Source organism: Comamonas sp. F1-6 (genome assembly GCF_039581415.1).
Taxonomy (GTDB): Bacteria; Pseudomonadota; Gammaproteobacteria; order Burkholderiales; family Burkholderiaceae_C; genus Comamonas; species Comamonas thiooxydans.
This window is the reverse complement of the sequence record NZ_JBCPWN010000016.1, coordinates 97,518-120,346: the sequence shown is the minus strand read 5'-3', so window position 1 is coordinate 120,346 and position 22,829 is coordinate 97,518. Positions and strand designations below refer to the sequence as shown.

Sequence of the window (22,829 nt, the reverse complement as noted above, 5' to 3'; positions counted from 1 at the left end):
GCACGCGTCGAACGGGCAGGGCAGGCAGGTAGGAAATCTCGCGGATGGGATGGGGATTGCACGATGATCTTGAACGTCAAAAGCGCGCGTGCCCTGGCACACGTCAACAGAAAACCGAGAGCCTAGCACCACTGTCCACAGATGCGGCGGCATCGGTTTGTAAAATCCGATTATCCATGACCGCTCCTATCACCCCCACAGTTGGCGTTGCCTGGGCAGATTCTGCCCGCCACGCCGCATTCGACGCCTGGCTGGCACCGCTGGCTCAAAAGCACCAGCTGCTTCCCGCAACCCTGCGCCCCGCTTCGGCCGATGCGAGCTTTCGCCGCTATCTGCGCCTGGATCGCAGCGATGGAAGCAGCCTGATCGTCATGGACGCGCCGCCAGACAAGGAAGATTGCGCGCCTTTTGCCAAGGTTCAGGGCCTGATGAACCAGGCCGGCCTGTGCGTGCCGCAGATCCTGGACTGGGATGCTGTTCACGGCTTCATGCTGCTCAGCGACCTGGGCGGCCAGACCGTCATCGAGGCTCTGAACCCCGAAAAACCCCAGGATGCCGAAGCCTGGTACCGCTCGGCCATCGAGGTGCTGCTGGACTGGCAACTGGCCTCCAAGGCCGGCAATACCGGCAGCTTGCCTCTCTATGACGAGGCCCTGCTGCGCCGCGAGCTGCAGCTGTTTCCCGACTGGTACATCGCCAAGCACCGCCAGTTCACACTGGACGACAAGCAGCAGGCCCTGCTCGGCAAGACCTTCGATCAGATCGTCGCCCACAATCTGCAGGCTCCCAGCGTCTATGTGCACCGTGACTTCATGATGCGCAACCTGATGCAACCTGTGTCCAGCGGCGCGCCGCTGGGCGTGCTGGACTTCCAGGATGCCGTCTACGGCCCCATCACCTATGACATCGCCAGCCTGCTGCGAGATGCCTTCATCAGCTGGGAAGAGGACTTCATCATCGACATCACCATCCGTTACTGGGAAAAGGCCCGCAAGGCCGGCCTGGTGGGAGCCAACAGCGCCAGCGGCTGGGGTGATGACTTCGGCGAGTTCTACCGTGGGGTTGAATGGATGGGTCTGCAGCGCCACCTCAAGGTTGCGGGTATCTTTGCGCGCCTGACGCTGCGCGACGGCAAGCCCAAGTATCTGGCCGATACGCCTCGTTTCATCCACTACATCCGATCCACCTGCAACCGCTACCGCGCGCTGGGCCCGTTCCTCAAATTGATCGACGAGATCGAAGGTATCCAGACGCAGGTGGGTTACGCCTACGGGCGGATGTGAGCACACCCCCTGAGCCGCTTGCGGCTTCCCCCTCTCTGCTTCGCGGAGGGGACGACACCAGCGCTACGGGGCGGCCCTTGCGCGGTGTCCCTAGGTTAGAGGGTGCCAGTTTTACAGGCTGCGAAGCAGCTCTAACCGCAAGTAACAAATATCAATTTCCCCTATGCCGCGCTATCACTGCCCTATTCCACTGCACATCGGCAACGAGCTGGACCTGCCTGCAGGTGCCGCCCGCCATGTGCAGGTGCTGCGCCACCAGCCCGGCGATGTCATCACGCTGTTTGAGGGCCAGACCGGCAACGGTTTTACCGGTGGCGAGTTCCAGGCGACCATCACCCACATGGGCCGCAGCGATGTGGGCGTGCGCGTGGACAGCCACAGCCCCGCCGAGCGCGAAGCCGCACGTGCCGTGCACCTGGTCGTCGGCATGCCCGCCAACGAGCGCATGGACTGGCTGGTGGAAAAAGCCACCGAGCTGGGTGTCGCCAGCATCCAGCCCGTGATGGCGGCACGCAGCGTGCTCAAGCTCAAGGGCGACCGCGCCGACAAGAAGATCGAGCGCTGGCAGTCGATTGCCGTCTCGGCCTGCGAGCAATGCGGGCGCAACCAGGTACCCGTGATTCATGCCCCGCTGTCGCTGGCCGACTGGCTGCGCAGCCAGCAGGCGCCTGCGGCCGATGCGGCGCGTCTGGTGCTGTCGCTGCGCGAGGGCAATCAACCGCTGCGCGCCGCCGCCGGCGATGCCCGGGCAGTCTGGGTGCTGCATGGCCCCGAAGGGGGTCTGACCGCCCAGGAAGAAGACTGGGCGCTGGAGCAGGGCTGGAAACCTGCCAGCCTCGGCTCCCGCGTGCTGCGCGCTGAAACGGCATCTGTTGCCGCCCTGTCCCTGCTGGCCCTGGAGTAAATCAATGAGCAGCTGTCATCTCTCTCTGGCCAAGCCCGAGTTTTATCTGCAGAACTTTCGTGTGGAGGCTCCCGAGCCCAGGCCCGAAAGCATCATCACCCCGCGCCGCCTCGGCTGCATCATCATCAACGCTGCCACAGAGTCCTCTGCAGCGCTCTTGGGACGTACGTTTACAGCTCCTGAAGAAGGAGCACCCGCACTGCCGGTGGAACGGCTGCTGGTGCCGGCCAGTTTCGGTCTGGTGCCGCACTGGGTGAAGTCGGCGTCTGACGGCCGCCTGCGCGCGCTCAAGCTGGTGAATGCAAAAATCGACAATCTGGCCACGGGAACGGCGTTCCGCGATGCCTGGCTGGCCGGCCAGCGCTGCATCGTGCCGCTGCAGTCCTTTCAGGTCGACGACCTGCGCCCCGGCAAGCCCCTGCCGACCCGTATCACCCGCGTGGACAACCAGCCCATGGGCGCCGCCGGCGTCTGGGCGCGCTGGGTGGGCGAGGACGGCGAGGTCATCGTCAGCTACGCCCTCATCACCATCAATGCCAATGCCCATGCGCTGATGAACCGCTACGGCCAGCCCGGCAACGACAAGGCCATGCCGGCCATCCTCAACGAAGGCGCATACGACGCCTGGCTCAATGCCAAGGTCAACAAGGCCAAGGAGTTTCTGCGCCCCTACCCGGCAGAAAAACTGCGCGCCAATCCCGTGGAAAAAGGCCGCAAGCAGCCGCCACAGCAGTGGTAATCAGGGGGCTGGAAACTGCTGTTCCAGCCACTGCTCGAGCCGCGCAAAAACCGGTGCGGCAAGTTCGGGGCTCTCGTTGAAGATCTCGTGATAGGCCGCCTCAAAGCACTGGGACTGCACCAGACCGCGTGGTGCCTGGGCGGCAAACGCGGCGCTGCCGGCCGGATTGACCAGCTTGTCCTCGCCCGCCCATAGCAGCAGCGTGGGCACGCACCAGGCCGTGGCCTTGGACAGCACATGGCGGCCACCCTCGGCCATATAGCGCGCCAGCCTGGCGCTGATGCGTCTGTGCTGCAGTGCATCGGTGTCATAGGCCAGAGCCACTTCGGGATCATGCGAGAGATGCGCGGACTGCACGCCATTGGCCACGCGCAGATTGGGCAGCAGCCTGGGCAGGCTCGCCACCAGCGCCTTCTGCACACCCGACAGATGCAGGGCCAGCGCCGGCGAGGACAGCACCAGCCCGTCCACATGACGCAGGCCGGACGCGACAAAATCAGCGGCCACCAGTCCACCCAGGCTGTGCCCCAACAGCACCAGGGGCTGATGCCTGGGCATGGCTGCACGTGTGGCATCGAGCACCACGGCCAGATCGTCGAGCAAGCGCATATCGCTGGTCAGGCCGCCCTGCGGCCCGCCCGACAGGCCGTGGCCGTACTGGTCATAGGCCCGCACCGCAAAGCCGAGCTCGTTGAGCCGCTGCGCCAGCACGGCATAGCGGCCGCTGTGCTCGCCCAGGCCATGCACCAGCAGCACCTGGGCACGGGGCTTGACGCCCGGCGCCAGCGGCCAGTCGCGTAGCGCGAGCTGGGTGGCGTCCGATGCGGCCATATGCAGCAGCCGGGGCGTCGTCTGGGTACGGGTATCGGTAGGCGTCATGCACGGTCTCTTCAGCTGGCAAGAGCTTGCAGGATGCAGCCGCCCCCCGCCCGCGTCAACCGTGGCAATCCTCGGCCCGCCTCCGGGAATTCAACACTATCGCCACCAAAAGGATAGCTACCGACGCTTTCTGGAAAAGCGTCAGCGACTATTTTCAATGCCGCGATCAGGCCTGGTCCGGCTCCGTCTGATGGCGGGCCATTGCGGCAATCACCTCGGCCACCGAAGCCGTGAGCTTCTTGGCATAGGGCACATGGAGGAACTCGTTGGGACCGTGGGCATTGCTCTTGGGTCCGAGCACGCCGCAGACCATCATCTGCGCTTTGGGAAAGCCCTTGCTCAGCATATTCATCAGCGGAATCGTGCCGCCCTGGCCGATATAGCCGCAGCCGGCGCCGAAATGGGCCTGGCTGGCGGCATTGAGCGCCTTCTCGAACCAGCCGTCCATGCCCGGCGCATTCCAGCCGCTGGAGCTGGACAAGCCTTCCCAGGTCACCCTGGCCTCATAGGGCGCGTTGTCCTCCAGCAGGGCCTTCATCTCCTGCACGCAGGCTGCGGCATCGACCAGCGGCGGCAGCCTCAGGCTGAGCTTGAAGGCCGTGTAGGGGCGCAGCACATTGCCGGCATTTTGCAGATTGGGCATGCCCTCCACACCGGTCACGCTCAGCGTGGGTTCCCAGGTGCGACGCACCAGGGCCTGGACCGGATCGGTGGTCGTGGGCAGGGACACACGGGCCGAGCCCCCGCAGTCGTAATGCGCCCAGGGAAAGCGCGCATAAGCGTCCTCGCCGAGGATCTCCGCCGTGGCGCGGATCTGCGCCATGCGCTCGGCCGGCACCTCGCAGTGAAAGCTCTGCGGCAGCACGCGGCCGTTCTTGCTGTCCTCGAGACGATCCAGCACCTGGCGCATGATGCGAAAGGACGAGGGCACCACGCCCGAGGCATCGCCCGAGTGCACACCCTCGGTGAGGATCTGCACCTTGAGCGTGCCGCTGGCCATGCCGCGCAGGCTGGTGGTCAGCCACAGCTGGTCGTAGTTGCCGGCACCGCTGTCCAGACAGATCACCAGGCCCACATCGCCCAGACGCGGGCGCAAGGCATCCACATAGGGCAGCAGATCGGCCGAGCCGCTTTCCTCACAGGTCTCGATGATGGCCACGATGCGGGGGTGAGGCACGTTCTGGCGCTTGAGCTCCTGAATCGCCGCCACGCTGGCATAGACCGCATAGCCGTCGTCGGCGCCGCCACGCCCGTAGAGCTTGCCGTCCTCGTACTTGGGCGTCCAGGGACCCAGATCGCTGCGCCAGCCTTCGAACTCGGGCTGCTTGTCGAGGTGGCCGTACATCAGCACCGTGGGACTGGTCGAGGCCTTCTCGGCCGTACCTTCCACCTCGAAGAAGATGACCGGCGTGCGACCCGGCTGCTGAATCACCTCCAGGGTCAGCCCGGCCACTTTTTGCGCTTCCACCCAGGCCGCAGCGTTGCGCAGCACGGTGGCGATATGGCCTTGCTGCTCCCAGTCGGGTGCAAACATGGGCGACTTGGCAGGAATGGTGATGTAGTTGGTCAGCTCGGGGACGATGCTCTGGTCCCACTGCTCGGTGATGTGCTGCAGCGCGTCCTGTGGCTGCAGCAGATTGGTGGGAGTACGTGCGTTCATGGTCGGCTCCTTCAGTGACGGGGCTACGAGCCATGACGGGCCCGCGCCATGCCCGTGATTGTGCGCCAATGCCGGTGCCTGCGCCGCAGGCATTGACATGGCGGGCAGGGTTTAGCGCAATGCCAGCGCCCCCCGCTCCAATTGGAAGCGGGAAACCTCCGTCAGCAGGCTTTCTGCCTGTTGGCGCAGCCCCTCGGCAGCGGCTGCGCTTTCCTCCACCAGGGCAGCGTTTTGCTGCGTGGCCTGGTCCATCTGCATGACAGCCTCGCCGACCTGGGCCACGCCTGCGCTCTGCTCGCCACTCGCTGCGCTGATCTCGCCCATGATGTCCGTCACGCGGTGAATGGCACTGACGATCTCGTCCATGGTGTGACCTGCCTGGTCGGCCAGCGCACTGCCGTCTGCCACGCGCTCCACGCTGGCAGTGATCAACGTCTTGATTTCCTTGGCCGCATCGGCGCTGCGCCCCGCCAGGGCGCGCACCTCGCTGGCCACCACGGCAAAGCCTCGGCCCTGTTCACCGGCGCGTGCAGCCTCCACGGCCGCGTTCAGTGCCAGGATATTGGTCTGGAAGGCGATGGTGTCTATGACGCCGATGATGTCGGCAATGCGCGAGCTGCTGGTGTTGATGTCCTGCATGGTCTGCACAACGCGCGCTACTACAGCACCGCCCTGCCGGGCCACTTGCGAGGCGTTCTGCGCCAACTGATTGGCCGTCTGGGCGCTATCAGCGTTCTGGCGCACGGTGGCGTTGAGCTGCTCCATGCTGGCCGCCGTTTCCTCCAGCGCGCTGGCCTGGCTTTCGGTACGCGCAGACAGGTCGGCATTGCCCTGAGCAATCTCGCTGGAGGCATGCTGCATCTGCACCGATGCGCCGTGCACGCGCTGGACCAGTTCGCGCAGCGCGCCGCGCATGGTTTGCAGATCGGACATCAGGCCCCGGGCCATGCCGCCCGAGCTCTCATCGGTCAGATCGCCATCGGCCACGCGGCGCAACGCCTTGCGCGCATCGGCCGGGTCTCCGCCCAGCTCGCTGCGCAGCGTGCGCACCATCACCCAGAGCAGCGTGGCCGAGATGACCACGGCCAGCAGGGCCAGCAGACCCGACCACAGCTGCATGCGCTGGGCGCTGGCACGGGTGGCTGCATGGGATGCTTCGGCCGCATCGCGGGCCGCCTTGAGCTGTTGCAGCACGGCTTCGCGCAGCTTGCGCCAGGCCGGGGTTTCCCGAGTCTTGAGCGCGGCGGCGGCGGTGTCATAGTCCTCGGCCGCCAGAGTCACGATCTGGTCCTGCGCTTCGGACTGGGCCTGGCGCAAGGCCTGCAGGCTCTTGACGGCGACTTCCATGGCCGTGCCCTGCACGCGCCGGCTCAGATCGTCATAGGCGGCGTCATAGGCCCGACGGGCATTGCCCAGGTTCTGCACGGCCTGCCCGTCCGACGGATCCATCACGATATTGCGCAGTGCCTGGCCCGATTGCAGACCCTGGGCATACAGCTCCTGCAACTGCGCCACCACGGCTTGGTTGTTCCTCAGGTAGTCGTTGAAATCGGACTGTGTGCGGGTCAGTCCCCACTGGCTGCTGAGCAGCGCCAAAACAAACAAGGCTGCAGGCGCAGCCGAGCAAAAAATGAGACGGGAACTAAAACGCATGGCAAGGCGCGCACCGGCCGAAGCGTCGGTGCATTGATTCAGATCAAAAAGAAATAAGCAGTTGATTATGAATCAAATGCTTACATTTTTGCATTACGGCGGCGGCAGCACCCCGCCTTGCCGCAGGAGTGCAACCCTCTCAGATTTAAGAGCTTCCGGCTCTTGTCAGACAAAGAATTCGATGTGAATCGATACCAGATTCATTGCCAATGAACCGCAATTAGCTACTGTTTCAAGAGCAGCAATCAGGCATGCTCGAAGTGGAACACCGCCGTTGTCGCCAACAGATTGGGCAAGCTCCTCACCACCTGACCGTTTTGCAGACCGAAGGAGTCGCGAATGCGCAGGCGGTTCTTGGTGGCCAGCACCTCGAAGTCCTTGTAGGTGCCCACCCGGATATTCGGCGTGTCATACCACTGGTAAGGCAGGCGACGCGTGACCGGCATGCGCCCGCGCAGCACGGAGAAGCGATTTTGCCAATGTGCAAAGTTGGGAAAGGCAACCACGCCTTGCTTGCCGATGCGGGCCGTCTCCTGCAACATCACCTCGGCATTGCGCAAATGCTGCAGCGTGTCGATCTGCAGCACCACATCGAAGCTGTTGTCGCCGAAGATGGCCAGGCCGTCCTCCAGATTGAGCTGCAGCACGTTCACGCCGCGGCGCGTGCAGGCCAGCACATTGGAGTCGTCCAGTTCCACGCCATAGCCCGTACAGCCGCGCTCGCGCACCAGATGCTCGAGCAGCGCTCCGTCGCCACAACCCAGGTCCAGCACGCGTGCGCCCTCCGGCACCAGCTGGGCAATGGCGTTCATGGTGGTCAACTCGGTCATGCGGCTTCTCCTGCGCGTTCGGCGGTGTTCAGTTCTTTGGCAATGCCTTCAAAATAGGAGCGCATCACGCCCATATAGCGTGGGTCATCAAGCAAAAACGCATCATGACCATGGGGGGCGTCGATCTCGGCATAGCTGACGTCGCGGTTGTTCTCCAGCAGCGACTTGACGATCTCTCGGCTGCGCGCCGGAGCGAAGCGCCAGTCCGTCGTGAAGCTCACGAGCAGAAACCGGGCCTTGGCCACGGCCAGCGCCCGGGTCAGATCGCCGTCATGGGAGCGCGCCGGATCGAAATAGTCCAGTGCGCGCGTGATGAGCAGATAGGTGTTGGCGTCAAAGTAGCCGCTGAACTTCTCGCCCTGGTAGCGCAGATAGCTCTCGATCTGGAACTCCACATCCTGGGTGCTGTACAGATAATCGCGCCGATCCGGCGCCGGGCCGCCCCGAGTCGGGTCAGCCCCCTCAGCGAGGAATGCGGGGGCCCTCAGACTGCGGCCGAACTTCTGGTTCATCACGTCATCGCTGAGATAAGTGATGTGACCGATCATGCGCGCGATGCGCAGGCCGCGCGCGGGCACCACGCCATGCTCGTAGAAATGGCCGCCGTTGAAATCCGGGTCGGTGACGATGGCGCGACGCGCCACCTCGTTGAAGGCAATGTTCTCGGCGTTCAGATTCGGCGCACTGGCCACCACCACGGCGTGGCGCATGCGCTCGGGATAGCGCAGCGACCAGGACAGGGCCTGCATGCCGCCCAGGCTGCCGCCCAGCACGGCGGCGAGCTTGCCTATGCCCAGGCGGTCCAGCAAACGTGCCTGCGCATCCACCCAGTCCTCCACCGTCACCACGGGAAAATCCGCACCATAGGGCTTGCCCGTGGCCGAGTTGGTGTGCATGGGGCCGGTAGAGCCGAAGCAGGAGCCCAGATTGTTGATGCCGATGACAAAGAACTTGTCGGTATCGACGGGCTTGCCCGGGCCGATCATGTTGTCCCACCAGCCTTCGCTCTTGGACTGCCCCTCGTAGCTGCCAGCTACATGGTGGGAGGCATTGAGCGCATGACAGACCACGATGGCATTGCTCTTGTCGGCATTGAGCTGGCCATAGGTCTCGAAGGCAAGGTCGTAATCGGCGATGGAACCACCGCTCTGCAAGGGCAGCGGCTCATCAAAATGCATGAACTGAGGTGTCGCGATGAAGGACATATGAAAAAACCCGGCATCGCTAAAAACGAGGCCGGGTCGGTGTACTGTCACTTCGCGGACGGGTCTTTAGCTGGATTTATAAAGCGCCCGCAAGCTTTGGCAAATCGGCGCGTGAAAAGTGCAGTGTACTGCATTCATTGCACCGAACTCAAAAGCAGACTGTCAAAGCTGTCCAAGCCTTTTTAGGCTTGTGCAAATAGCTATGCTTTTGGTAGCTTCACACTTTGGTCAGGAGCGCCGCCACACCCAGCACCAGGAAGATCACGGCGCACACACGGTGAATCGTCTTGATCGGCAGCTTCTTGGTGATCTTCTCGCCAAACCACACCACCGGTGCATTGGCCAGCATCATGCCCAGCGTGGTGCCAGCCACCACCCAGTAATACGACAGAGGGTACTTGGCGGCCAGGCCCACCGTGGCCAGTTGGGTCTTGTCCCCCATCTCGGCCAGGAAGAACAGCATCAGCGTCGTACCGAAGACACCCCAACGCCCGGCGCCATTGCCGGTATCGTCATCGTCTAACTTGTCGGGAATCAGCATCCAGCCCGCCATGAGGATGAATGAAACCCCCAAGATCCAGCGCAGCACATCGGGACCTAGCATCGTGGTGATCCAGTTGCCCACGGCGCCGGCCAGAGCATGGTTGACCAGCGTCGCGGCAAAAATGCCGGCCACGATGGGCAGTGGCTTGCGGAACTTGGCTGCCAGTACCAATGACAGCAGTTGGGTCTTGTCCCCCATCTCGGCCAGGGCGACGATGGAGGTGGATATGAGAAAGGCTTCCATGATGGGGATAGACGGCCGGAGTTGCCAGAACGCATTGATCACGCACCGACTCCGGCCTATCTCTTCATAGGTTTTCTCGGTACGTAATCAATGGTCTCGGCCGGTCGCACCACGCATTGCACGCGGTACCGCATGCGCCATAGGTCACGAGGACCCAAGTCTGTTGACGCATGCATCCGGCAGACGGCTGCCGAACGGCCTACTCCCCAAAGAAAGTAGCCGTCATTCTACATGCTTAACCCTGTAAGACATCTGCGTATTTGGATATTCAAAATTTTGTATTTCAGGGTAACTCCCATCAGGACAATGTTGTTACAAGCACGAAATTTGATCTTTTCGTAATACTACGGCTTCTCTTGTGACTCATAATGCTTGAGTCTTTGTCTGGAAAGCAATTTCTGGATGGGGCAAGTGCGTTAGCGTCTCTAATGTTGTCATCCAAGGCTGACTCCCTAGGGCTCCATCGCGTTTTCAAGTTTTTTCAGGAGTCCAGCATGGGCAACAAGCTTTACGTAGGCAATCTGCCTTATTCCTTCCGCGACCAAGATCTGCAAGACAGCTTCAGCGAATTCGGCACTGTGAACAGCGCCAAGGTGATGATGGAGCGCGACACCGGCCGTTCCAAGGGCTTTGGCTTTGTGGAAATGGGCAGCGATGCCGAAGCACAAGCCGCTATCCAAGGCCTGCACGGCCAAAACCGTGGCGGCCGTGATCTGGTCGTGAACGAAGCACGCCCCATGGAGCCTCGTCCTCCCCGCTCCGGCGGCTTCGGCGGCGGCTTCGGCGGCGGTCGTGAAGGTGGTTTTGGCGGTGGCCGTGGTGACGGCGGCTTCGGCGGTGGCCGTGGCGACGGCGGCTACGGCCGTCGCAATAGCTACTAATCAGTTATTGCCAATAACAAAAAAAAGGATCTTCGGATCCTTTTTTTGTTGCTAAACGTTAGCAATGCGGTTTTCGAGCATTTATTTTTTTCATTGTTCTCCGTCATAATTCCTTTCTCGGGCATTTCCCGTTCACAAGCGAATAAGTGTTCAGGATTTTTTGCATGTTTTCCCATGGATATGCAGTGGACGTCCTGAACTCGATCGCGCCATTGAAGCATTGAGGAGCTAGGAGTTATTAATGGGCAATAAGCTGTATGTCGGCAACCTTCCTTATGGTGTGCGTGACAACGATCTTGAGCAGGCGTTCAGCCAGTTTGGAGCCGTAGCAAGTGCACGCGTCATGATGGAACGAGACACCGGCCGCTCCAAAGGCTTTGGTTTTGTGGAAATGGCCAGCGAAGCAGAAGCACAAGCCGCCATTCAAGGCATGAATGGTCAGCCCCTCGGGGGTCGCAGCCTCGTCGTGAATGAGGCACGCCCTATGGAACCCCGCCCCCCTCGCTCCGGCGGTTATGGAGGCGGCTTCCGCAGTGAAGGCGGTTTTGGCGGCGGTAATCGCGATGGCGGTTACGGTAGCCGCAGTGAAGGTGGTGGCTATGGTCGCGGTGATGGCGGCGGCTATGGCGGTGGTGGTCGCGGCGAAGGTGGCTTCCGCAGCCCCTATGGCTCAGGCCCACGCCACGGTGGTCGCGGCGGCTACGGTGGTGGCAATAACCACGGCGAATGAGCTTCTTTTAACAGCTCAACAATAAAGGCACGATAGCGTGCCTTTATTTATTTTTGAAGACATTCAAATGCATAGTCATTTTCCCAATGTCTTCCACTCAATCCTTTTTTAGATGCCGGGGCTTTCTGGTTTTCCCCAGAGTCAATCTATCCCACAGATAAGCGGGCAACACCCGCATTACGCCGCCGACAATCCTCATCTGCCAGGGAATAATCGCATATCTGGCTTTGCACTCGATAACACGAAAGGCACGCCTTGCGAACTCCTCGGGCGAGAGCAGAAAAGGCATGGAATACGGATTATTTTTCGTCAACGGAGTGTCCACATAGCCAGGCAATAAACTGGTCACAGAGACCCCGGATTTCTGCAACTCAACACGCAGACTCTCACAGTAAGCAATGGCTGCCGCTTTACTGGCCGAATATGCGGCATGGCCAGGCAAACCGCGAATACCAGCCACACTGCAAATACCCACCAGACGCCCGGAGCCGCGTCGCACCATGGGTGCAATGAACGGCTGGAAGCTTGCAGCCAGCCCCATTGTGTTGCTGGCCAGCACCTGCTGCATGACCTCAAGATCCTCGCGCAAGGCGGTATCCACACCCCAGCTGACACCCGCGTTGGCAATAACAACATCAGGCAGACCCTGGCGCTCAAGACAGGCATTCGCAGCACTGCAAGCACTTGCTATATTCGTGACATCCGCACCATAAACGGCGTAGCGGGATGCATCCATTCGCATGGACTGCGCCCATTGCTCCATGAGCACGGTGCGTCTTGCCACCAATGCGATCGACCAGCCACGCTGATAGTAGTACCAGGCCAGGGCCTGCCCAATGCCGCTGGAAGCACCGGTGATATAGACGAGTCCGGCCCCATGCCCTGCCATGATTTACGGCTTTTGGTTGGGCAGGATGACACCCTTGACCCGCCCCTGCATCTGCAGAATCTGATCAAGGTGCGCATACTGCATGCTGTCACCCGTAAATCTGTCATTGCCACGGGTCATGACCACCGCTTTGTTGGTGCTGACGCGCTCGTCATTGGGCCAGATTTGCAGGAACTCGCTCTCCAGCCGCATGGCAGGCAAGGCCTTCTGGGTTGCAGTTGCAGGCACCGGCTCGCGCTGAATGACGGCCTGGCCGAACATCTGGATTTCCGAGCCGTCGCCATTGCTCAATGCCCGGTTGGAGCTGCCCACGGTCTTGCGTCCATCAGGCGTGAAGCTCAGCATGCGTGCGTCGTAGACTTCCAGCGTATCGGTATCGGGAAAGTGCTCACCTGTCGCGCCATTCAGGCGATTTTTGAGGCGGCCCGATGCTTCGAAATTCTTGATGACGAAGTCTTTGAGGAAATAGTCTGGATCGTGCCGCACGGACTTCTCCGCGCCACTGACAATCGGCTTGGGAGCATTGCGCACCAGCCACCAGGTGCCCAGCGCCAGCAGGCCCATGATGAGCACGGGGAGGTACATCGAGGCCTTGTCGCCCACACGGCGCCATTGCCCGCTCATGAGCCATACCCCGAAAGCAGCGCCGCATAAGCACCATTGGCGGCCAGCAGCAGATCGCAGAACTGCCGCACCGCCCCCTCTCCGCCATTCTTGGCACTAACCCAGTCCGCCACATGCGATGCCTCGTCATGGGCATTGGCGGGTGCGCAGGAAAAGTGGCTGCGACGCATGACGGGAAGATCGGGCCAGTCGTCCCCCATGGCGGCGGCCTGCGGCCATTGCAGACCCAGTTCAGCCAGGATGGACTCGGCAGCCGGCACTTTGTCCTCCGTGCCAAAGCGCGCATGTTCAATGCCCAGTTGCTTCAAGCGCAAACGCAGCGGCGCAGAATCTCGCCCCGTCACCACGGCCGGCGTGATGCCGGCCTTTTGCAACATTTTCAGGCCATGACCATCCAGCGTATGGAAGCGCTTGAGGACCTCACCCTCACCCGAGAAGTAAAGGCCGCCGTCGGTCAGGACGCCATCCACATCGAAGAAGGCCACACGAATTCCCTGGGCCTTGAGCAACAGCTGTGGGTCCCATTGCTGACGGGGTGTCAGAGCAGGTCGGTTCATCAAATCACCTTGGCACGCATCAGATCGCGAATATGCACCACACCCTGCAGGCGCTGATTGTCATCGGCCACCAGCACTGCGGTAATGCCATGTTCTTCCATCATGCGTGCCGCAGCCACCGCCAGCAGATCGGGCTTGATCGTCAGAGGCCTGGCATGCATGATGTCCTGCGCCGTGCGGCTGCGCAGATCCACGCCGGCTTCCACACAGCGGCGCAAATCACCATCGGTAAAGATCCCCACCAGCTCACCGGATGCGTTGACCACGGCGGAGCAGCCCAGGCCCTTGGCACTCATTTCGCGCATCAGGTCCACGCTGCTCACATCCTGGGCAACCTGGGGCACATCGACACCACGACGCATCACATCGCGCACATGGGTCAGCAGTCGTCGTCCCAATGCTCCTCCGGGGTGTGAGCGCGCAAAATCCTCGGCACCAAAGCCCCGGGCATCGAGCAAGGCCACGGCCAGCGCATCTCCCATGGCCAGCTGAGCCGTGGTGCTGGCAGTGGGAGCCAGGTTCAAGGGACAAGCTTCCTTGTCGACATGGGTGTCCAGCACCCAGTCTGCATGCTTGGCCAGTGTCGATTGCAGACCGCCGGTCACGGCCACCAGGGGCACGCCCATGCGCTTGATGGCGGGCAACACGCCCGTCAGCTCATCGGTCTCGCCGCTATTGGACAGGGCCAGCACCAGATCGTCCTGTGTCAGCATGCCCAGGTCACCATGACTGGCTTCTGCGGGGTGCACGAAAAAGGAAGGGGTCCCTGTGGACGCGAGCGTCGCAGCCACCTTCCGGCCCACATGCCCGCTTTTACCCATGCCCATGACCACCACACGGCCTGGCAGCTGCAGAATGCGCTGAACCACCGCCGTGAATGCGCCATTGAGGCGCACCGACATCGCACGCAAGGCAGCGGCCTCTATATCCAGGGCCTCACGGGCCAGGTTCAAAGCTCGCGGTGCGTCGATCAGACGCGAATTGGCAGCATCAGAATTCATGCCCGGATTTTAGCCAGCCCATGCTTGCCGGGCAGCGGGCAACACCCCTTTGGCCCGCATTTCAGGCCCGAGCCCATACACTGGCGAGCATTCAAGAACTCAGGCGGCCACATGCAAACTTCCACCAGCGTCAACGACTATCTGCGTGACCATATCCGCACCGTGCCGGACTGGCCTGCGCCGGGCGTGCAATTCCGTGACATCACGCCCCTGCTGCAGGACCCCAAGGTTTTTCGCATCATGACCGATGCCTTTGTTCATCGTTACATGGACCCCAAGCTGCGCCCCGACGTGGTTGCCGGCCTGGATGCGCGCGGATTTATTCTGGGTGCCGTGATCGCCCACGAGCTCAACGTCGGCTTTGTGCCCATCCGCAAAAAAGGCAAACTGCCCTTCACCACGGTGGAGGAAACCTATGAGCTCGAATACGGCAGCGCTACCGTGGAGCTGCACACCGATGCCGTCAAGTCCGGCGACCGCGTGTTGCTGATCGACGATTTGATCGCCACCGGCGGCACCATGATGGCCGGCAAGAAACTGCTGGAAAAGCTGGGGGCTACCGTGGTGGAAGGCGCAGCGATTGTGGATCTGCCGGAACTGGGCGGCTCCAAGCACCTCAAGGACAGCGGCCTGCCCCTGTTCACTCTGGTTGACTTTGCCGGGCACTGAGCAGCCCCGCAACAGCCCTGGATCAGCGCAGCTCTCCGTACTGCGTCGCGCCCAGAGAGCCCAGTCCGGACACGGCAAATTCGCCGCCTTCCTCATGGCCAGAGCCAGGGCCCAGCAATGGCGCCTGGCGTGATGGGCGAACACTCGCAGGCGATGCAGCAGCCATGGCCACCGCCTGCTTGAACGCATCCATTTCCTGCGCGTCAATGGGCTCGAAAGAGCGGCCTGAATGTGCCGCAACCGGAGCATGGCGTGGCGCCTTCATCGGGGGTACGGCCCCGTCAAACTGCGTCTGCGCAAAATCAGGGCTAGCAGCGCTTTGAAGCTGCCCGTTCACGCGCCAGTAAACAGCGTGAACCCCAGCATCCATGCGGGTTCTGGCGAGCTCGGCAATCAATGCCTCGATACGCCTTTGCTGCAGAGCATCCGCAGCGTATGCAGGAGCCAGATCCACCATCACGACAAAGCGCTGGCCGACGTTGTCCAGCGAGAGCACCTTGAACTTGTATCCGGCCGAAAGAATACCGACCCTGACCATGGCTTCGCGCACTATGACGTACAGCTGCTCGCGTCTGGCGGAGCGCTCACGGCGCTGCGACTGACGCGCTACTGGATCATCCTCGTGGTGCGGTGCTTGCGTGCTACCTTCTCGGCGAGGCCCGCGAGAAAACCATCGGAACAGGGACATGAGCACACTCGAACAAGCAGGATTTACAACGAGACACATTCTGCCTCCAGGTCTGGAGCAGCTCGTGACATTTACCGAAATATTAGCCTTTGTCCGACGTGGATCAAGCGCCCAGCCCGGTCGAAATACAAAAAATCTTCACTCAGGTGCTGGCCACCCGGCGACGACTGTCCCCTGCACGGCGGGCCAGCACCTGACCTGCCATGGTCAGCAGCGCCAGGGCCAGAGCAGGCTGACGGTTGGCAATTTCGGAATAACGCAGCGCTGTCAGACACCATAGACGGCTGGGCGCTGCGGCCTGAACCGTGGCCTTGCGTGGTCTATGGGCGAAGAAGGCTCCTTCCCCCACAATCGCCCCCGGCCCCACCAAAGCCAGGCGGATTCTTTCCTTCGAATCCTGGTAATGCACGCTCAGCGAGCCGTACTCCACCAGATACAGATTGCGATCCAGCGCCCCTTCGGCAAACAACACCTCGCTGGCCGCCAGATTGATCGGCTGCAGATACGGCGCCAGCAACTCCCATTGAGCGGCACTGAGCACGTTTTGAGCGGTATCGGTGGCAACCGAGGTCGTCATCGCCTGGATCAGCGCCGACAAATCCTGAGGTGTTGAAGCGAACATAAGCAGTGGGTGGAACGCGAACGCCGCATGCCATCCGGTGGACAAATCCGGATACGCATCCCGGCCGCTCAGGGTAAAAGAAATTCATAGCGCGCCATGGCTCACCATCAACGCAGGCTGAATGCTAAGCGACTCTGACAGTCCCGCCAATCACTTGCGGTGCGGAGTTGCTTTTACTTCCCCAGAGTGTCTGCATCTTCATCCGCGTCAAAACAAAAAAGGATCGATGATTCGATCCTTCTTTGATAGCTTATATCGCTCTTCCCAGTTGGGCTAGCGACATTTTTCAAGGAAATCAGCCGTTGGCGCGCTTTTCCAGGATCTCGAAGGCAGGCAGCTTCTTGCCCTCCAGCACTTCCAGGAAGGCACCGCCGCCGGTGGAGATGTAGCCCACGTCCTTTTCAATGCCGTACTTGGCAATGGCGGCCAGGGTGTCGCCACCGCCGGCAATGCTGAAGGCGGGTGACTCGGCAATCGCCTGGGCGATGACCTTGGTGCCAATGGCAAACTGGTCGAACTCGAACACGCCCACGGGGCCGTTCCAGACGATGGTGCCAGCCTTTTTGAGCTGCTCGGCCAGCAGGGCTGCGGTTTCCGGGCCGATGTCCAGAATCATGTCGTCGTCGGCCACTTCGGAGGCCTTCTTGACGGTGGCCACGGCATCGGCAGCAAAGGTCTTGGCAGTGACCACATCGGTGGGCACGGGCACATTGGCGCCACGGGCAGCCATGGCGTCGATCACGGCCTTGGCATCGGCCACCAGATCGGGCTCGGCCAGGCTCTTGCCGATCTTCAGACCGGCAGCCAGCATGAAGGTGTTGGCAATGCCGCCGCCCACGATGAGCTGGTCCACCTTGTCGGCCAGGCTCTTGAGGATGGTCAGCTTGGTGGACACCTTGGAGCCTGCCACGATGGCGGCCAGAGGACGTGCAGGCGCGGCCAAGGCCTTGTTCAGCGCGTCGATCTCGGCCGACAGCAGCGGGCCGGCACAGGCGATGGGGGCGTATTCGGCGATGCCGTAGGTCGTGCCTTCGGCACGGTGAGCGGTGCCGAAGGCATCGTTCACAAAGATGTCGCAGAGCTTGGCCAGCTTCTGGGCCAACTCGGGCTTGTTCTTCTTTTCACCCACGTTGACACGGCAGTTCTCCAGCAGCACGACCTGGCCGGGAGCAATCTGCACGCCGTCCACCCAGTTGGCGACCAGGGGCACATCGCGGCCCAGCAGCTCGGACAGGCGCTTGGCCACGGGAGCCAGCGAGTCCTGGGGCTTGAATTCACCTTCGGTGGGGCGGCCCAGGTGGCTGGTGACCATCACGGCAGCGCCGGCCTTCAAAGCCATTTCAATCGCAGGCACGGAAGCGCGCACACGCGTGTCTTCGGTGATTTCACCAGCGTCGTTCAGGGGTACGTTCAGGTCGGCACGGATGAAAACACGTTGACCTTGGGCCTTGCCCTGGGCGCACAGATCGGAGAAGCGGATGATGTTCATGCAGCAAAAAAGCGACTCCGAAAGTCGCCCATACAAAGGTTGGAAAACACAAAATCTGCCTGCATTCTAGGGCGATCGCCACTTTCAGGCATCGCTTTTACACGCTTACTCGACTCAAAAACAGGAGCATCCTGCGCGCTCTGTAACTTGGTTTCAAGCCTTTTTATAGACAGCCCATATGAAAACAGGAGCACGCAGCTCCTGTTTTCTCTGGTCTTGGAGCTACCAGCCCAGACCGATATGCAGAGGCAGATAAATCGCCATGCCCAGAGCAATGGTGCCAAGAATGCTGCGCTTGTAAAAAAAATACACCACCGAAGCGGCCAGCGCAGGCAGTCGAGCATCAGCCAGAGTGTTGATCAGCTGACCATTGCTCATCACGATCTCGGGCGCAATCACCGCCGCCAGGGCCGCCAGCGGCGCGTATTTGAGCCCGCGCTTGAGCCAGTCGGGCAGCGGCAGTTCACGCTCGGGGATCATGAAGAAAGCACGCGTGATCAGCGTGATGAGGGCCAGACCGATGCAGGCAACGATGACCCAGAAACTGCTCATCATGACCGGTCCTCCTCATTCTTCACCGCAGGCAGCCGGCTGGCCTGCTTTTGCAGTTGCTCGGCCGTCAGGCCTGCAGCCACCGCAGCTGCGATCGCCACCAGGATATTGAGCTTGAGCGGCAGCGCAAAAGCCGCCACAGCTGCCGTACAGGCCACGATGGAGGCCACCCAGGTTGCTCGGTCCTTGAGCATGGACAGCAACACACCCAACAACGCCAGCACGCCGGCAAAGCCCAGTCCCCAGGACAGAGGAATCTGGTCGGCCAGGAAAATGCCCAGCGTGGACGGGATCTGCCAGGCCAGCCAGTTGGTCAGTGCTGCGCCCCAGAAATAGGGCAGTTGCTCGGGCTGCGGCCTGGCCTCTGGGTAGCGACGCATGAAATTCACGAAAATCACATCGCCGCTGAAATAGGCGACCGCCAAACGGTGACGCAGACTCAGCTTGGCGAAATAGCTGCGCCACATGCTGGACAGGATCACAAAACGCAGGTTCACGCAGATGGCGGTGAACCAGACCACCCACAGCGGAGCCCCCACGGCCATCAGCGGCAGCACGGCCAGCTGGGCACTGCCCGCATAGACAGTCAAACCCATGAGCAGTGCCAGAGGAACGGACAGACCGCTCTTGACCATGGCCACGCCGGTCACCAGACCCCAGGCGGCGATGCCCAGGGCGGTGCCGCCCATCTCCTTGGAGCCGACCCAGAAGAACGGATCCCTGATTATCGATTTCGCACGCTGACCCAGCGTGAACGCCATATCCGTCATACCTCGCCAGCACCCTCGCCCAGTTGCGCGCCTGCGGGCAGCTCGAAACCACGCAGAAAATCGCCTGCGGCCAGACGCTTGCCACCGGCACGCTGCAACAGCGTCATGTTGAGCACGCCACTGCCACAGGCCACGCGCACGCCGCGGGCGTCGGCCGACAGCACGGAGCCGGGCGCGCCGCTGCCTTGCTGGGCCTCTGCTTCCCAGACCTTGATGGCCTCGCCGCCCAGGCTGGTGGCGCCACCGGGGAAGGGGTTGAAGGCACGCAGGCGGCGCGCAATGACTTCGGCGCTTTCGCTCCAGTCGATCAGGCTCTCGGCCTTCTCGATCTTGTGTGCATAGCTCACTCCATCGGCAGGCTGTGGCGTGCGACTGAGACCTCCGCAGGCCGCCATTTCCAGCGCTTCCACGATCAGGCGGCCGCCCAACGCGGCCAGCTTGTCCTGCAGACTGGCCGTGGTGTCGTCTGCGGCTATCGGCAGACGCTCGATCACACACATATCGCCGGTATCCAGGCCTGCATCCATCTGCATGATGGTGACGCCGGTTTCGGCGTCACCGGCCTCGATGGCGCGATGAATCGGCGCTGCACCGCGCCAGCGCGGCAGCAGGCTGGCGTGGATGTTCAGGCAGCCCAGGCGAGGCGTATCGAGCACCCACTGCGGCAGGATCAGGCCATAGGCCGCCACCACCATCACATCGGCCTGAGCGGCATCGATCGCGGCCTTGGCGGCAGCGGCATCTTCGGGATATTTGCCGTCCAGACGCAGACTCAGCGGCTGAGCCACGGCAATGCCATGCTCCAAAGCGCACTGCTTGACGGGAGAAGCCTGGAGCTTCATGCCACGCCCGGCCGGACGGTCCGGTTGGGTCAGCACCAGCGGAACTTCAAAACCTGCAGCCAGCAGACTCTCCAGGGCCACGCGCGCAAATTCGGGCGTGCCGGCAAAAATGACTTTCATGGGACTCACAAATTAAAAAGGCAGCCGCCGGCTGCCAGATGTTCAACGATGCGGCTCTCTGAGGTACATGCTTTCATCGGTAAACATGACCTTCTGCACCACACCTTGCTGGTCTATGTGCACATGGGCACGCCGAGCAAAGGTATTGTCCAGAAAACGGTAGGTCCAGATGTCACCTTTGAAGCTGTAGACCCTCTCGACTATGGCGGGCGGGCCGAACATGCGGTAGACATCATCACGGGTATCCACACCATTGCGCAACGCGAAAAAGTGCGCCGTATCCAGTACCTGCTCCACATGCACCAGCTTGCGCTGGGCATCGAAATCCATGTGATAGACCTGCTGACCGGCCGGCTGCTGGCTATAGAGCAGGCGCTGGCCGCCGTCGGGCAGAGGCACGACCAAAGTGGGCTTGCCCATGCCTTTTTCCACCTCGGCCTGAGGCATGCCGGGCTTTTGCCACTGGGGCACCATGCAACCCGCCAGTCCCGCTGCCAGCAGACTTGCAGTCAACAGCGTTTGCAGGCGAGGCAGGGACATGGACACTCCGATCAGGCCCTCAGGGCCTGCTTCTGGGCTTTGACCAGCTTGGTCTTGATGCGATTGCGCTTCAGCGGCGAGAGGTATTCGACAAACACCTTGCCCAGCAGGTGATCCATCTCGTGCTGGATGCAGATGGCCAGCATGCCTTCGGCGTCGATCTCACGGCTGTTGCCGTTTTCATCCAGGGCCTTGACCTTGACGGCAATGGAGCGCTCCACGCCGTCGTAGATGCCGGGCACGGACAGGCAGCCTTCCTCGCCCAGCTGCTTTTCCTCGCTGGCCCAGAGAATCTCGGGGTTGATCAAGGCCATGGGCTCGTTGCGCTTCTCGGACACGTCGATCACGATGACGCGCTCATGCACATCGATCTGTGTCGCGGCCAAGCCGATGCCCTGAGCGTCATACATGGTCTCGAGCATGTCTTTCACCAGAGTCTGGATGCGCTCATCCACCTGCGCCACGGGCTTGGCGACCTTGTGAAGACGGGGATCGGGGTAGCAGAGGATGGGAAGAATGGCCATGGTGTCTCGGTAAATCTGTCGTTATTGTCCCAACATTTGCTGCCAAACGCTTGGCACGTCCTCAATAAACATTGATCTATCGAGGCCTTGCATCGAGAATTTCGACACATTTGTAAGACTTGTTGGCTGGCTATGCCAAGATCGGCCACAGTGCGGCGACGCGAGGGACGCTGCAGCAAACGAATCCCGCCAGAAGGAACTTCATGACCGCATTTGCCACTGCACGCGCCTTGAGCATTGGAGCCACATTGCTTGCAGCCCTGACTTCGGTCCACGCCCAAAGCTATCCTGTGACCGCCACCCAGCGCTCCACCGCACAGCAAGTCGCTCAGCAAGGCATCCCCGAGAACGAACTGGCGCCCAACGCTCCCGCGCAATACACCGTCAAGCGCGGCGACACGCTCTGGGGCATCTCGGGCATGTATCTGCGCCAGCCCTGGCGCTGGCCCGAACTCTGGGGCATGAACCTCTCCAGCATCGCCAACCCTCATCAGATCTACCCCGGCCAGGTGCTGTATCTGGTGCGCAGCAACGGTTATGCCCGTCTATCGACCACTGCCCCCAACGGCGATTCCGGGGTAGTTCGTCTGTCGCCGCAAACGCGTGAATCGTCACTGAACGACCTGGCTCTGCCCACGCTGCCGCCGCATCTGATCGAGCCCTTCCTGGCCGAGCCGCTGGTGGTGGACAGCCAGGCACTTACACAAGCCCCGCGCATCATCGCCACCCAGGACAAGCGCGTGCTCATGGCCATTGGCGATCGCGCCTATGTACGCAACTCCGGTGGCGCGCTGGTCACCGCCGGCAAGGGCCGGCCCGCGAGCTATCGCATCTTCCGCGATGCCACGCCGCTCAAGGACCCCATCACCGGGGAAATCCTTGGCTACGAAGCCAAGTACCTGGGCAGTGCCACCGTGGCACGTAGTGAAACATTGCTTGAATCCGCGCCAGGCCAGCCTGTACAGACCACGCCTGGAACTGTGGACATCATCCGCTCCAAGAATGAAATCCGCGCAGGTGACCGCCTGCTGCCCTCGCCCGAGCAGCAGTATCTGAGCTATGTGCCCCATGCCCCGCGCCATGCGGTGGATGCCGCCGTGGTCTCCATCTATGGCGACTCGGTGGGCTATAACGCAGCTCAGAATCAGGTCATTGCCATCAACAAGGGAGCCCAGGACGGCATGGACATCGGCGCAGTGCTGGAACTCGTCAGCAAGGGCAATGTCATCGTGGACAAGACCAGCCCCAATCGTGACCGGGTGAAGCTGCCCGATGAGGCCAATGGCTATGCCATGGTCTTCAAGGTGTTTGACCGGGTTTCCTACGCGCTCATCACCACGGCCCAGCGTGGAGTGAATGTGGGCGATGGCCTGCAGTCACCCCTGCCCTGA

General features: G+C 61.7%; 25 protein-coding genes. 7 read left to right on the top strand and 18 right to left on the bottom strand.

Going from position 1 to position 22,829, the window contains the following annotated elements:
• Positions 1 to 176 precede the first annotated feature (176 nt).
• The 3 genes from AAIL66_RS16665 (at position 177) to AAIL66_RS16655 (ending at position 2,926) form a co-directional block, all read left to right on the top strand.
• Positions 177 to 1,283 (top strand): phosphotransferase, encoded by a 1,107-nt coding sequence (locus AAIL66_RS16665; protein ID WP_063662350.1) that lies wholly within the window; start codon positions 177 to 179, stop codon positions 1,281 to 1,283.
• Between the two features lie 163 nt (positions 1,284 to 1,446).
• Positions 1,447 to 2,187 (top strand): 16S rRNA (uracil(1498)-N(3))-methyltransferase, encoded by a 741-nt coding sequence (locus AAIL66_RS16660; protein WP_034350987.1) that lies wholly within the window; start codon positions 1,447 to 1,449, stop codon positions 2,185 to 2,187.
• A 4-nt stretch (positions 2,188 to 2,191) separates the two neighbouring features.
• A complete protein-coding gene (locus AAIL66_RS16655; RefSeq protein WP_343497256.1) occupies positions 2,192 to 2,926 on the top strand; it encodes an SOS response-associated peptidase family protein in 735 nt (244 codons plus the stop codon).
• Here the strand turns inward: AAIL66_RS16655 and AAIL66_RS16650 are convergent, their stop codons facing one another.
• From AAIL66_RS16650 to AAIL66_RS16625, 6 genes are all read right to left on the bottom strand, one after another.
• Positions 2,927 to 3,805 carry an alpha/beta hydrolase gene (locus AAIL66_RS16650; protein ID WP_059440018.1) on the bottom strand — a complete coding sequence of 293 codons (879 nt, stop codon included), beginning with the start codon at positions 3,803 to 3,805 and terminating at the stop codon, positions 2,927 to 2,929. It lies immediately after the preceding gene.
• 166 nt (positions 3,806 to 3,971) lie between these two features.
• Positions 3,972 to 5,465, bottom strand: a complete 1,494-nt coding sequence (locus tag AAIL66_RS16645) for a M20 family metallopeptidase (RefSeq protein WP_034382370.1) — start codon at positions 5,463 to 5,465, stop codon at positions 3,972 to 3,974.
• Positions 5,466 to 5,576: 111 nt separating this feature from the next.
• Positions 5,577 to 7,061, bottom strand: a complete 1,485-nt coding sequence (locus AAIL66_RS16640; RefSeq protein WP_343497263.1) for a methyl-accepting chemotaxis protein — start codon at positions 7,059 to 7,061, stop codon at positions 5,577 to 5,579.
• A 302-nt stretch (positions 7,062 to 7,363) separates the two neighbouring features.
• Positions 7,364 to 7,948 carry a methionine biosynthesis protein MetW gene (metW, locus tag AAIL66_RS16635; protein WP_343497255.1) on the bottom strand — a complete coding sequence of 195 codons (585 nt, stop codon included), beginning with the start codon at positions 7,946 to 7,948 and terminating at the stop codon, positions 7,364 to 7,366.
• Positions 7,945 to 9,153 (bottom strand): homoserine O-acetyltransferase, encoded by a 1,209-nt coding sequence (locus tag AAIL66_RS16630; protein ID WP_034406523.1) that lies wholly within the window; start codon positions 9,151 to 9,153, stop codon positions 7,945 to 7,947. Before AAIL66_RS16630 ends, metW begins: the two co-directional genes overlap by 4 nt.
• A 217-nt stretch (positions 9,154 to 9,370) precedes the next feature.
• Complete coding sequence (locus AAIL66_RS16625) at positions 9,371 to 9,940, bottom strand: TMEM165/GDT1 family protein (protein ID WP_003066856.1); 570 nt, start codon at positions 9,938 to 9,940, stop codon at positions 9,371 to 9,373.
• 494 nt (positions 9,941 to 10,434) lie between these two features.
• Here AAIL66_RS16625 and AAIL66_RS16620 point away from each other — a divergent pair, with 494 nt between their 5' ends.
• Both AAIL66_RS16620 and AAIL66_RS16615 read left to right on the top strand, forming a co-directional pair.
• Positions 10,435 to 10,821: an RNA-binding protein gene (locus tag AAIL66_RS16620; protein WP_003066853.1), complete on the top strand. Its 387-nt coding sequence runs from the start codon at positions 10,435 to 10,437 to the stop codon at positions 10,819 to 10,821.
• A 241-nt stretch (positions 10,822 to 11,062) separates the two neighbouring features.
• Positions 11,063 to 11,551 carry an RNA-binding protein gene (locus AAIL66_RS16615; protein ID WP_343497254.1) on the top strand — a complete coding sequence of 163 codons (489 nt, stop codon included), beginning with the start codon at positions 11,063 to 11,065 and terminating at the stop codon, positions 11,549 to 11,551.
• Positions 11,552 to 11,648: 97 nt separating this feature from the next.
• On the opposite strand, the gene AAIL66_RS16610 is transcribed toward AAIL66_RS16615, so the two are convergent.
• From AAIL66_RS16610 to AAIL66_RS16595, 4 genes are read right to left on the bottom strand one after another with little or no spacing between them, the layout of a single operon-like run.
• Positions 11,649 to 12,440 carry an SDR family oxidoreductase gene (locus AAIL66_RS16610; protein WP_343497253.1) on the bottom strand — a complete coding sequence of 264 codons (792 nt, stop codon included), beginning with the start codon at positions 12,438 to 12,440 and terminating at the stop codon, positions 11,649 to 11,651.
• 3 nt (positions 12,441 to 12,443) lie between these two features.
• Positions 12,444 to 13,064 carry an LPS export ABC transporter periplasmic protein LptC gene (gene lptC, locus AAIL66_RS16605; protein ID WP_034382377.1) on the bottom strand — a complete coding sequence of 207 codons (621 nt, stop codon included), beginning with the start codon at positions 13,062 to 13,064 and terminating at the stop codon, positions 12,444 to 12,446.
• Positions 13,061 to 13,621 carry an HAD hydrolase family protein gene (locus tag AAIL66_RS16600; protein ID WP_034350998.1) on the bottom strand — a complete coding sequence of 187 codons (561 nt, stop codon included), beginning with the start codon at positions 13,619 to 13,621 and terminating at the stop codon, positions 13,061 to 13,063. The genes lptC and AAIL66_RS16600 overlap by 4 nt, the downstream gene beginning before the upstream one ends.
• Positions 13,621 to 14,622, bottom strand: coding sequence for a KpsF/GutQ family sugar-phosphate isomerase (locus tag AAIL66_RS16595; RefSeq protein ID WP_343497252.1), 1,002 nt, complete (start codon positions 14,620 to 14,622; stop codon positions 13,621 to 13,623). The genes AAIL66_RS16600 and AAIL66_RS16595 overlap by 1 nt, the downstream gene beginning before the upstream one ends.
• 111 nt (positions 14,623 to 14,733) lie before the next feature.
• Between AAIL66_RS16595 and AAIL66_RS16590 the strand changes: the two genes are divergently transcribed.
• On the top strand, positions 14,734 to 15,291 hold the full coding sequence (locus AAIL66_RS16590) for an adenine phosphoribosyltransferase (RefSeq protein ID WP_003066840.1): 558 nt from the start codon (positions 14,734 to 14,736) through the stop codon (positions 15,289 to 15,291).
• Between the two features lie 22 nt (positions 15,292 to 15,313).
• On the opposite strand, the gene AAIL66_RS16585 is transcribed toward AAIL66_RS16590, so the two are convergent.
• The 8 genes from AAIL66_RS16585 to def form a co-directional block, all read right to left on the bottom strand.
• Positions 15,314 to 15,979, bottom strand: coding sequence for a hypothetical protein (locus AAIL66_RS16585; RefSeq protein WP_343497251.1), 666 nt, complete (start codon positions 15,977 to 15,979; stop codon positions 15,314 to 15,316).
• Positions 15,980 to 16,121: 142 nt separating this feature from the next.
• Positions 16,122 to 16,601, bottom strand: a complete 480-nt coding sequence (locus AAIL66_RS16580; protein WP_034347941.1) for a cyclic nucleotide-binding domain-containing protein — start codon at positions 16,599 to 16,601, stop codon at positions 16,122 to 16,124.
• A 295-nt stretch (positions 16,602 to 16,896) separates the two neighbouring features.
• On the bottom strand, positions 16,897 to 18,090 hold the full coding sequence (locus tag AAIL66_RS16575; protein WP_343497250.1) for a phosphoglycerate kinase: 1,194 nt from the start codon (positions 18,088 to 18,090) through the stop codon (positions 16,897 to 16,899).
• Between the two features lie 222 nt (positions 18,091 to 18,312).
• Positions 18,313 to 18,645, bottom strand: coding sequence for an AzlD domain-containing protein (locus AAIL66_RS16570; RefSeq protein WP_080747042.1), 333 nt, complete (start codon positions 18,643 to 18,645; stop codon positions 18,313 to 18,315).
• Positions 18,642 to 19,412, bottom strand: coding sequence for an AzlC family ABC transporter permease (locus AAIL66_RS16565; protein ID WP_122974712.1), 771 nt, complete (start codon positions 19,410 to 19,412; stop codon positions 18,642 to 18,644). The genes AAIL66_RS16570 and AAIL66_RS16565 overlap by 4 nt, the downstream gene beginning before the upstream one ends.
• Positions 19,409 to 20,374 (bottom strand): methionyl-tRNA formyltransferase, encoded by a 966-nt coding sequence (fmt, locus tag AAIL66_RS16560; RefSeq protein WP_034351004.1) that lies wholly within the window; start codon positions 20,372 to 20,374, stop codon positions 19,409 to 19,411. Before fmt ends, AAIL66_RS16565 begins: the two co-directional genes overlap by 4 nt.
• A gap of 42 nt (positions 20,375 to 20,416) precedes the next feature.
• Positions 20,417 to 20,914 carry a hypothetical protein gene (locus tag AAIL66_RS16555; protein WP_063662373.1) on the bottom strand — a complete coding sequence of 166 codons (498 nt, stop codon included), beginning with the start codon at positions 20,912 to 20,914 and terminating at the stop codon, positions 20,417 to 20,419.
• Between the two features lie 11 nt (positions 20,915 to 20,925).
• Positions 20,926 to 21,438 (bottom strand): peptide deformylase, encoded by a 513-nt coding sequence (def, locus tag AAIL66_RS16550; protein ID WP_003072256.1) that lies wholly within the window; start codon positions 21,436 to 21,438, stop codon positions 20,926 to 20,928.
• Between the two features lie 203 nt (positions 21,439 to 21,641).
• On the opposite strand from def, the gene AAIL66_RS16545 reads away from it, so the two are divergent.
• Positions 21,642 to 22,829, top strand: coding sequence for a LysM domain-containing protein (locus AAIL66_RS16545; protein WP_343497249.1), 1,188 nt, complete (start codon positions 21,642 to 21,644; stop codon positions 22,827 to 22,829).

Coding starts and splice junctions, on each gene's coding strand:
- AAIL66_RS16650 (WP_059440018.1), bottom strand. CDS start 3,805: ATGACGCCTACCGATACCCGTACCCAGACGACGCCCCGGCTGCTGCAT.
- lptC (WP_034382377.1), bottom strand. CDS start 13,064: ATGAGCGGGCAATGGCGCCGTGTGGGCGACAAGGCCTCGATGTACCTC.
- AAIL66_RS16625 (WP_003066856.1), bottom strand. CDS start 9,940: ATGGAAGCCTTTCTCATATCCACCTCCATCGTCGCCCTGGCCGAGATG.
- AAIL66_RS16545 (WP_343497249.1), top strand. CDS start 21,642: ATGACCGCATTTGCCACTGCACGCGCCTTGAGCATTGGAGCCACATTG.
- fmt (WP_034351004.1), bottom strand. CDS start 20,374: ATGAAAGTCATTTTTGCCGGCACGCCCGAATTTGCGCGCGTGGCCCTG.
- AAIL66_RS16575 (WP_343497250.1), bottom strand. CDS start 18,090: ATGAACATCATCCGCTTCTCCGATCTGTGCGCCCAGGGCAAGGCCCAA.
- AAIL66_RS16595 (WP_343497252.1), bottom strand. CDS start 14,622: ATGAATTCTGATGCTGCCAATTCGCGTCTGATCGACGCACCGCGAGCT.
- AAIL66_RS16620 (WP_003066853.1), top strand. CDS start 10,435: ATGGGCAACAAGCTTTACGTAGGCAATCTGCCTTATTCCTTCCGCGAC.
- AAIL66_RS16565 (WP_122974712.1), bottom strand. CDS start 19,412: ATGACGGATATGGCGTTCACGCTGGGTCAGCGTGCGAAATCGATAATC.
- AAIL66_RS16615 (WP_343497254.1), top strand. CDS start 11,063: ATGGGCAATAAGCTGTATGTCGGCAACCTTCCTTATGGTGTGCGTGAC.
- AAIL66_RS16555 (WP_063662373.1), bottom strand. CDS start 20,914: ATGTCCCTGCCTCGCCTGCAAACGCTGTTGACTGCAAGTCTGCTGGCA.
- AAIL66_RS16585 (WP_343497251.1), bottom strand. CDS start 15,979: ATGTCCCTGTTCCGATGGTTTTCTCGCGGGCCTCGCCGAGAAGGTAGC.
- AAIL66_RS16645 (WP_034382370.1), bottom strand. CDS start 5,465: ATGAACGCACGTACTCCCACCAATCTGCTGCAGCCACAGGACGCGCTG.
- AAIL66_RS16580 (WP_034347941.1), bottom strand. CDS start 16,601: ATGTTCGCTTCAACACCTCAGGATTTGTCGGCGCTGATCCAGGCGATG.
- AAIL66_RS16630 (WP_034406523.1), bottom strand. CDS start 9,153: ATGTCCTTCATCGCGACACCTCAGTTCATGCATTTTGATGAGCCGCTG.
- AAIL66_RS16655 (WP_343497256.1), top strand. CDS start 2,192: ATGAGCAGCTGTCATCTCTCTCTGGCCAAGCCCGAGTTTTATCTGCAG.
- metW (WP_343497255.1), bottom strand. CDS start 7,948: ATGACCGAGTTGACCACCATGAACGCCATTGCCCAGCTGGTGCCGGAG.
- def (WP_003072256.1), bottom strand. CDS start 21,438: ATGGCCATTCTTCCCATCCTCTGCTACCCCGATCCCCGTCTTCACAAG.
- AAIL66_RS16660 (WP_034350987.1), top strand. CDS start 1,447: ATGCCGCGCTATCACTGCCCTATTCCACTGCACATCGGCAACGAGCTG.
- AAIL66_RS16590 (WP_003066840.1), top strand. CDS start 14,734: ATGCAAACTTCCACCAGCGTCAACGACTATCTGCGTGACCATATCCGC.
- AAIL66_RS16610 (WP_343497253.1), bottom strand. CDS start 12,440: ATGGCAGGGCATGGGGCCGGACTCGTCTATATCACCGGTGCTTCCAGC.
- AAIL66_RS16665 (WP_063662350.1), top strand. CDS start 177: ATGACCGCTCCTATCACCCCCACAGTTGGCGTTGCCTGGGCAGATTCT.
- AAIL66_RS16570 (WP_080747042.1), bottom strand. CDS start 18,645: ATGATGAGCAGTTTCTGGGTCATCGTTGCCTGCATCGGTCTGGCCCTC.
- AAIL66_RS16600 (WP_034350998.1), bottom strand. CDS start 13,621: ATGAACCGACCTGCTCTGACACCCCGTCAGCAATGGGACCCACAGCTG.